This is a genomic window from Morganella morganii H1r, from assembly GCF_000633515.1.
Classification (GTDB): Bacteria; Pseudomonadota; Gammaproteobacteria; order Enterobacterales; family Enterobacteriaceae; genus Morganella; species Morganella morganii_B.
Genome location: NZ_AYMP01000033.1, coordinates 1 through 8,497 on the forward strand (window position 1 = coordinate 1; position 8,497 = coordinate 8,497).

Annotated in this window: 12 protein-coding genes and 1 pseudogene; 8 read left to right on the forward strand and 5 right to left on the reverse strand. The window is 43.0% G+C overall.

The annotated features are described in order from the left end of the window. The 7 genes and pseudogenes from U868_RS0118225 to U868_RS0118255 form a co-directional block, all read left to right on the forward strand. Nucleotides 1–549, forward strand: a pseudogene (locus U868_RS0118225) (relaxation protein); the annotation flags it as partial. Between the two features lie 15 nt (nucleotides 550–564). Next, complete coding sequence (locus U868_RS0118230) at nucleotides 565–1,158, forward strand: hypothetical protein (RefSeq protein ID WP_025154550.1); 594 nt, start codon at nucleotides 565–567, stop codon at nucleotides 1,156–1,158. Between the two features lie 344 nt (nucleotides 1,159–1,502). Further along, entirely contained in the window at nucleotides 1,503–1,772 is a 270-nt protein-coding gene (locus tag U868_RS0118235) for a type II toxin-antitoxin system Phd/YefM family antitoxin (RefSeq protein WP_025154551.1), read from the forward strand. 2 nt (nucleotides 1,773–1,774) lie between these two features. After that, complete coding sequence (locus U868_RS0118240; protein WP_029991315.1) at nucleotides 1,775–2,068, forward strand: type II toxin-antitoxin system RelE/ParE family toxin; 294 nt, start codon at nucleotides 1,775–1,777, stop codon at nucleotides 2,066–2,068. A 120-nt stretch (nucleotides 2,069–2,188) separates the two neighbouring features. Continuing rightward, on the forward strand, nucleotides 2,189–2,806 hold the full coding sequence (locus tag U868_RS0118245) for a YagU family protein (RefSeq protein ID WP_025154552.1): 618 nt from the start codon (nucleotides 2,189–2,191) through the stop codon (nucleotides 2,804–2,806). Between the two features lie 168 nt (nucleotides 2,807–2,974). Next, nucleotides 2,975–3,454, forward strand: a complete 480-nt coding sequence (locus U868_RS0118250) for an Hcp family type VI secretion system effector (RefSeq protein WP_025154553.1) — start codon at nucleotides 2,975–2,977, stop codon at nucleotides 3,452–3,454. Further along, nucleotides 3,454–4,380 carry a DUF4225 domain-containing protein gene (locus U868_RS0118255; RefSeq protein WP_025154554.1) on the forward strand — a complete coding sequence of 309 codons (927 nt, stop codon included), beginning with the start codon at nucleotides 3,454–3,456 and terminating at the stop codon, nucleotides 4,378–4,380. Before U868_RS0118250 ends, U868_RS0118255 begins: the two co-directional genes overlap by 1 nt. Here U868_RS0118255 and U868_RS0118260 read toward each other — a convergent pair. From U868_RS0118260 to U868_RS0118280, 5 genes are all read right to left on the reverse strand, one after another. Further along, nucleotides 4,351–4,668 (reverse strand): hypothetical protein, encoded by a 318-nt coding sequence (locus tag U868_RS0118260; RefSeq protein ID WP_029991317.1) that lies wholly within the window; start codon nucleotides 4,666–4,668, stop codon nucleotides 4,351–4,353. The genes U868_RS0118255 and U868_RS0118260 overlap by 30 nt on opposite strands. 80 nt (nucleotides 4,669–4,748) lie before the next feature. Then, on the reverse strand, nucleotides 4,749–5,126 hold the full coding sequence (locus U868_RS0118265; RefSeq protein ID WP_162817255.1) for a hypothetical protein: 378 nt from the start codon (nucleotides 5,124–5,126) through the stop codon (nucleotides 4,749–4,751). A gap of 125 nt (nucleotides 5,127–5,251) precedes the next feature. Then, a complete protein-coding gene (locus U868_RS0118270) occupies nucleotides 5,252–5,695 on the reverse strand; it encodes a helix-turn-helix domain-containing protein (RefSeq protein WP_025154557.1) in 444 nt (147 codons plus the stop codon). A gap of 7 nt (nucleotides 5,696–5,702) precedes the next feature. Beyond that, on the reverse strand, nucleotides 5,703–6,662 hold the full coding sequence (locus U868_RS0118275) for a replication initiation protein (RefSeq protein ID WP_025154558.1): 960 nt from the start codon (nucleotides 6,660–6,662) through the stop codon (nucleotides 5,703–5,705). A gap of 600 nt (nucleotides 6,663–7,262) precedes the next feature. Continuing rightward, nucleotides 7,263–7,727 (reverse strand): conjugal transfer protein TraD, encoded by a 465-nt coding sequence (locus tag U868_RS0118280; RefSeq protein WP_025154559.1) that lies wholly within the window; start codon nucleotides 7,725–7,727, stop codon nucleotides 7,263–7,265. A 167-nt stretch (nucleotides 7,728–7,894) separates the two neighbouring features. On the opposite strand from U868_RS0118280, the gene U868_RS0118285 reads away from it, so the two are divergent. Then, nucleotides 7,895–8,497 (forward strand): MobA/MobL family protein (locus U868_RS0118285; RefSeq protein ID WP_025154560.1); only part of this gene is annotated, 603 nt, incomplete at its 3' end.

The following is an 8,497-nucleotide window of genomic DNA, read 5'->3' on the forward strand; positions in this document are numbered from 1 at the left end:
CTGAAAATGCAGGGTGCTGACCGTGAGCCGGAGCGGCATCTGGGGGCGGGACGGGTCAGGGAATTCGATACCGCACAGTTACAGGCCATCATTGACCGCCGGGAGGCGGAGCGGGTTGCTCAGGTCTGCCGTGATGAACGGGACAGTGTTATTGATGTGACCACATCATTACGCGAAGCCCTTGCAGAACGGGATGCCCGGAGTCATATCCCGCCGTTCAGCCCCGGCCCTGACAGTTCACCGGCCCGGACATCTGATATTGAAAAAGAGCCGGAAAAACTCAATGAGCTGGTCGGTGATGCCCTGAAGGATATTCAGAAAGAGATTGATCTCCAGACTCTGATTGATGATTCCGTTGCTGAATTTCAGGCCATTCATCAGGAAATGCTGTGTCAGCAGGCACGGGAGCATGAGCGGATTCAGGCCAGAACAAGGGCGCAGCGGATCGAACAACCCCCCAAAGATCCCCGTCTCCGGCAGGATGACCGGAACACCAGTACGCCCGAACCGGCGCAGAAACCTGACCGGGGATGGTCATTTTCACGTTAAACGGAGCTCCATTCGATGAGTGATGAAATTAAACAGATTGCCGCCCTTATCGGTCATCAGCAGGCACAGGAAACGCGCGTTAATGCCCTGATTCAGACCCTTCAGTCCGAAGTGGAAATGTTGCGCCGGCAGAATGAACAACTGACTCAGGTTATCCGGGGGATAGATACTGCCTCCGGTAACATCACCGAGACCATCCGTAAATCCGTCAGTAATGCGTTGCTTCAGGTCAAAAAGGATGTCAGGGAGGCCGGGCTCGAACAGCAGAAACCCGCTGCGGATGCGCTGAATCAGGTCGCTGTCACTGCCGGTGAGTCGGTGGCGGCCATGCGCCGTGAAATGTCCCGTTATACCTGGAAATCCGGCATTTATATTGCCCTGACGATACTGACGGTTATCGGTGCCTGTGGGGTGTCTCTGACCTGGTTTATTGATCGCGGTTATGACCGTATTGCCGCCATGCAGCAGATGGAATCAGAGTGGATGCGAAAAGCCCCGCTGGCCACCATCCGCACCTGTGAGGGAAAACCCTGTATTCAGGTCACCGGTGAGGCGTACGCGACCAAACAGGGTGAACGCTTTTACCGGATACAGGAACCGGCCAGATAATAAAACCTGGGCATGCCACAAACAAGTTTGTGACTTTCACCGGTTTGACGATAAAAACAGGCCGGAAAAAAATGAAGTTAAAAAGAGACCAAAATACCTCAGAAGCCGTTCTAAACTTTCAGCGTGGATTTGGGTGTTTGATAAGGTGATCGTGTCTTAAAATCGCTCTGAGGTATTCTGATTATGTCTGGCGGGTGATTTTCAGCAGTAAACTCCCCAATTTTACATAATGGGTCTTGCGCGTACCTCGTTTGTAGCACCAATATTATGATATCACTCACTGGCTACTATCGGGCATTTTAACTATAATAGACATTTAAGCCATTTTAAACGGTAGGTGATTTATGGAAGTAATACCAGCACAACTCGCTAAAAACCAGTTTGGTGATCTGCTAATGAAAGTACAGCGTGAGCCGGTAGAAATTAGTAAACATGGTAAGCGTGTGGCCGTGGTTATTTCTCCAGAAGAATATGACCAGTTTTCACAGCTTAAATTGCAGAGCCTGAAAGCCATTTTGGCTGAATCTATCGCAGAAGCTGATCGTGGCGAGTTACATAGTATTGAAGACGTTTTTGCACCATTAACGGTAGATGAACTGGGAGATCAGGCGTAAGGATGAGCGTTACATTTACCAAAAAGGCCAAGGAGCATATTCACAACATAAAACGTTATTCTTTACGGCGCTGGGGCGTTAATGTTGCAGAGGCTTATACTGATACCTTACGGGTAACTATGACTGATATTCTTGATCGCCATCCATCCCCTGGACGTGATCGCAGTGAAGACCTTCATGTTGGTGTGCGGAGTTTCCCTGTTGAGAGCCATATTATCTATTACCGTGAGGTTCCAGGTGGAATCGAAGTGTTAGCAGTATTACACCAGACACAAGATCCACACTCTCATCTTTAATAAAAAATCCAGTAATTTTCTGGCTTTTTTAACATAACACTTTCTTATAGGAATATCGTGCTCTTGGTTGTAACGTGATTTATGATTGTTTTTCTTTTTTGGTTTTTATAGGCAAGGATAATGAATCTATTTCAACAAACACCTAAATCTAGGCGACGTTATGGTCTGGCTGCATTCATCGGGTTGATTGCAGGTATTGTTTCTTCTTTTGTTAAGTGGGGAGCAGAAGTACCTCTACCACCTAGAAGCCCTGGTGATATGTTTAATGCTGCATGTACCCCTGAAACGTTAATTAGAGCAGCTGAGCATATTGATTGCTCTCGTAATTTCCTTAATCCTCCATATATCTTTTTAAGAGATACTATCGGCATTGCAGATCCTAATTCTGCTGTCTATACCTTTGCTGATCACGTATTTAATTGGGTTGGTGTTACACATATTATATTTTCTATCGTTTTTGCCGTTGGGTACTGTATCGTTGCTGAAGTTTTCCCAAAAATTAAACTTTGGCAAGGATTGTTAGCGGGGGCGCTGGCACAATTATTTGTTCATATGATTTCATTCCCTCTCATGGGGCTGACTCCACCTCTATTTGATCTTCCATGGTATGAGAATGTTTCAGAAATATTTGGACATTTAATTTGGTTTTGGTCGATTGAAATCATTCGCCGTGATTTACGAAATCGTATAACTCATGAACCAGATCCTGAAGTCCCACTAAACCAAACTTTTAGATAAACAAAAAAGCCAGCTTTTGCTGGCTTTTTTAACATAACGCAGTCTTATCGGAATGTCGTTTGCAGCTGCAATTTTTACTTACGATAACGCCTGTTTTTTTTCATTGCGCCCGGATGAATAAAGTGGTGAACTTAAGGTAAATTAAACTATTTTTTCATAAGGATAAAAATGGCTAATATCATTTATCTGTCAGTTACCGGTAATAAGCAAGGGCTGATTTCCCGTGGTGCCTCAACGATTGATTCGATCGGGAATAAATATCAGGCGGGTCATGAGGATGAAATATTGGTGTTTGAGGTTTCTTCCGGTCTTTCGATGGGGCAGAATGTCAGTTTTCAGCCGTTAGACATCCGTAAACCGATTGATAAGGCATCTCCGCTTCTTGCCCAGGCTTTGACAAACAGTGAAATATTAACGTGTCATTTTTCATTCTACCGGACAGGTATGAATGGCTGCATGGAGTTATATTACAAAATAAAACTGACAGAGGCAGCTATTGTCAGTCTTAACTGTTTTTATCCGAACTCTGTCACACATAACGATTCACAGCCGGAAGAAAGTCTTTCAATCCGATTTAAATCCGTGACCTGGGAACATGTTATGGCCGGAACCAGTTCTTACAGTATCTGGGATGACAGGAGTTTCTGATGCCAACAGCCCGAGTCTTATCGACCCAGCCAGCTTACAATCGTGAATTTGATGATTACTGTAATAAACTGAAAACACTTTCTGAGCGTGCGGCATCTTATCTTTTATATGACCCGGAAGTGAAAATAATTTACCGGGAAAATATCCGCAAGGCGATAGCGTATTTGCGGGAAGAATTTTACCGGAAGCGGAGTTCGGCTGAGGATTATTATACCTACAGGGAAGGTCGTGATAATGCGTTTAATGGTCTTATTTATTTATATCAGAGTGAAGAAGCTGATTACCAACGTGGTAGACGTAATGACGTGTCTGTTTATGAAAGCACAAAACAGTTTGAAGAGCAGGGTTGGATTTTTTATGCAAAAGAAGGATTTCAGATTGTAGGGGGATGTGTTCAGATTGCGGGAGGGTTCTTGACCTTTAGAACAGGAAGACTAATAAGATCAAATACATTAAAGGGAATAGGAGCTTTAGCTATGGCCACTGGTTTAAGTAATACTATTGAGCATAGTGCTTTTATTCAATATGAGATAACCAACGGTGAATCTGGGGGGGGTAATAAAAATTATATGCAAAATGCCATGGCGGAGATTTCTGAATATGTTGGATATGGCAGGAAAAGTGGTGAGTTGACTTACAAAGCTGTTGATTTTGGTGTCAGTTTCTTCCTTTCATTTGGTGCTTTAGTTAAGTTAAAAAACCCAAACAGACTATTACATATGTCAGTCCCAACCCGAAACGGTATTGTTTACCCAACGCTAATGGAACGTTTGTTTGGTGATAAAGGAGGTTTTTTTCTTTGGCATGCGCTGCGTTCTGACTTTACATTTAAGGTTAATCAAATGTCGAAGCCTTTTTTTATCTATAATGCAGGCATGAGCGTTAATAAGTTGAGGTTAATTCTTTCCGAATACACGGATGATTAATTTTTTTATTTTTATTTGGATGTATATAGTTGTTAACTTTAAGGCTAGCCGAATTTCTCGAAATGAATACCACGAACCAAATAAAAAAATGAAAACAACTAATGGTAATGAAAGTGATATTTTATTTATTTTTGTTAGATTTATAGTTTCGCTAAAAATAAAAAACATTGAAAATACAAGAGCGATTACGGTTGCTTGAATGTTGGTTTTAATGTTAAATTTTATATTTCCGTATAGAGGTGTTTTTTTTTGTTTTTTTAATTTTATCTTCTCTTTTTTATTTATCATACTGCATCCTATTTTTTGAAAACGCCAGAGATAAACAGCTGACGTTATTTACTTAGCGTGGGGGTTTAAGATGTGATTTTTCAAGCATACACCATCACTTGAATTATTTCGTAGGGTAACCCTTTTCTGATTGGAGGTTCGTTTTGTATATTACAATCTTCTGATTGAAATAATACAGCAATATCATCAATGGTTGCATTTTTATATTCAAATAGAGATGGTTCTTCATTTTCAATTTTATATTGAATAGTTACATCAATTTTTTCGCCTTTATCCAGCGCATCAGCAATTAAGCCTGACGTGTGGTCAATATTTTTATCTATAGTGATTCGCAAGTATTGCTTTCCGTTTTCATCATTTTGACGAGATAAGCCAACCGAGTTGATCAAAACGGCATTATTATTTGCGTTTGAAATGTCTTTAGTGATCAACCCCTGGTTATCGCCTTGAATTTTCATGAGTATCTGGTGTTTCATTTTATTACCCTATTAATAATTATTTGACTTAGGGAGTAAGCCATTTTTTTAAGTCGATGGCAATAAAAACCTAATGCTCCAATGTGGGCTTTAAACCCATCAATCGACTATTTTTTCCAGAATTGCCATGATTTTTTGGTTATCTTTGTCGTTTCTGGTATGGGCGGCAGTTTAGACTCAATAAGCAACAGGGCATGCTTGAGGTCTTCGTTGCGCTTGTCTTTTTCAGCGAGTAAGAGTTCTTTTTCATGCAGTAAGGCTTTGACCAATTCTATTTCAGCCTTTAATGCTTGGTTTTCATCCTGTAAAATCTGGTCAGGCAACTGCACAGAAGCACCTGCAAAATGCTGGACAATGTTGCCGGATTGTTCACTGCCAACTTGCTGACCAGAAAATGAACCAAAAACACGCAGAAGCTCTGATGTATCTAACTTTGAATGACCACTGCCATCTGTGCACTTAGTCAGTTTTCCCTGCTTAATATATGACTGCACTGTTGTGCGGCTTTTTCCCGTCAGTCTGGCCGCCTCACTTATTGATACTAAAGCCATAGATACCTCAGTTCCGCCCGTATTTAGCCAAAATTTTCTCTAGCGTGGTTCGCTGTTTATCTGTGAGCCATGAAAATGAGCCACTTAGATCGTACTTGCTTTGCATATCACTCAGGAATTTTGCTTCAAAGCTAGTAAGCTGAATTTGTGCTGTCAGCGCATCATGCAGTGTTTTTTTCAGTCCTCCATGCAGGCGTTCTGGTGAGGTAATAACTGACCTGGTTGTTTCTTTTCGTGCCGGTTCTTGGGTTTTAGTTAATTCGGTCACCAGATCAATCTGTTTATCCAATTCAACTTGAAATATCAACGTGTCAGCAGGACGGCCACGCTTTTCTATATTTATTTTCATGTTGCTGTAAGTATTTAGATCTTTGGTTATTGGTTTTAAAACCCAATGGTTTAATAATTTATATTCATTATAATTATTTTCAAGCATTAGCATAAATTTAAAATCTGAAATAGATATTTCAATATTGGCTACATTGGTTTTTCTTTGCGTTATTTCTTTTAGTAGCCACTCATAAACTCGCATGGAATATTTATTTTTGAACGCCTTTACATGCTCTAAGTTATATTTAATAAATTGCTTTAGTTGATATAGTAGAGGTGGTAAGTGCTCATTAAAAATCAACTTAACTCTTTGTGATTTTCTATTAAATTCTACTAACCCAGCCCAATTAAAAATTCTACGCTCTATGTCGCCTATAGGGTAAATTAGTTCAATAGAGCGATTCATAAGATCTCTAGTTGAATTTATTAAATTTTTATACGCAAGGTCATTTGATATCCCCATGTATTTTGCATATTCCTGATAGCTAAACTCAACAGTTCGCTCCTCCATCGACATTCCGGACAATGATGGATTGATGCAACCGATGCAATACAGGATTAGCTTGGTTTCTTGCTCCGTCAAATCATAACGGCTCACCGCCAACTCATTCGCTTTGTAAACTATAAGCTCTGACATGATACACCCATAGGTTAATTGTATAAAAGCATGCTAACCAAAACTGAAAGTTAGATCAATATTTTTATTTTAACCATATTGTGAGTTCTGTGGAATATTAGAAAATCCCTTAACCTTTCTTATTGGAAACTCGAAAATCCCTTAACCAAGCAAGAAAATTCCTTAACCTTTCTATGTTTTTTTTATTAAAAATCAATAAATTAAAAAACATAGAATAAAGAAAGAATAATAAAGATAAAAAAGAATAGATCCCAGCCCTGTGGATAACTCAACAAAATTTGTCAGATACATCACGTTTTTCGGTAGTTAAAAGGATGTCGCAAACGCCGTTTGCTCCTTTTCAGGGCGCATTTTAAAACCCAAAGCACCTCCCCCGCACTGCGGGGGCATACCGCTGACAGATTCTTTTGTCTGCGACCATCCGGGCACAGTGCCGCTGAACATTCCGTTAAAAACAGGTTCGCTGCGCTCACGGCTCAGCCAGTAACGTGGCTGTATGCATCCCTGTGCCCTTTTCTGACCATAAAGCATGCCATTCCACCAATGAAGAACAAAAACCCAGCCACGGGCTTTCTGTTGCGTTTTAACGCTATTCAGCCACTATTTCCGGGCGTTACTTTGCTGCCGGTTTAATAATTCCTGCCCCCGTATTTTCCAGTCTGACCACTTCGGATTATCCCGTGACAGGTCATTCAGACTGACTAACGCCCCCAGCAGCGCAGCGGCATCATCCACCGGCTTCCCGGTCTGGCTGTCCACCAGTCCCGCCATGATGAGTAATCCGGCTGACTGATACAGGGCATGATCTCGGGCTTTACGGGCTGCTTTTGCTTCCGCCCGTTTTTCGGCCTGTATCAGATTCATGACCTTTGCCCGTGCATCCTGTGCCTTTTCCGCTGCCCGCTCTGCCTGAGTCAGCAGTGACAGCGTTTTCATGTCCTGCGGGGTTTTATCCGCTTTCTCTGCCAGTATGACCAGCAACCGCTGCTGCTCATTCGGCGATTTTAAGCCCTGTATATACCGCACCCGGTCTGCCAGCCATTTAGCCTGTTTTTCGTTTTTCATTCTGCCTGCCTTTTTCTGTTTTATGACTGCGGCGATTATGCGCATGTCTGGCTCCGGCGGTCAAACTCCGCTACACTCCCTGTCATCCCTTTTATCTGACAGGGCGCACTTAGACGTTTCTTCGCTTCGCTCAGAAACTGTGCGCGCCTGCGGCGGACTGAAACACCATGGCATCCTATCATCTCAGCGTCAAAACCGGCGGCAAAGGTAAAGCCTCCCCCCATGCCGACTATATTGCGCGTGAGGATAAGTATGCCCGGGAAAAAGGCGCTGACCTTGAGCATAAGGAAGCCGGAAATATGCCTGCCTGGGCAGCACATAATCCGGCAGAGTTCTGGAAAGCCTCAGATACGTTCGAACGCGCCAACGGCTGCACCTACCGTGAGATTGAAATTGCGCTGCCCCGTGAACTCACCCCGGAACAACGGTTAGCCCTCGTCCGTGACTTCGTTCGGCAGGAAATCGGTGACCGGCATGCTTATCAGTTTGCCATTCATAACCCGAAAGCCGCGATTGACGGCGGCGAACAGCCGCACGCGCACATCATGTTTTCCGAACGGCTCCGGGACGGTATTGAACGTGACCCTCAGCACTACTTCAAACGCGCCAACAGTAAAGCCCCTGAGCGCGGCGGGGCGAAAAAAGCCCGGTTCGGGGAAACCCCCGCAGAACGCAGAGACTACCTCACCGGTCAGCGGGAACGCTGGGCGGTACTACAGAATGAGCATCTGGAACGTTATCAGCACCCGGCCCGTGTCGATGCCCGTTCA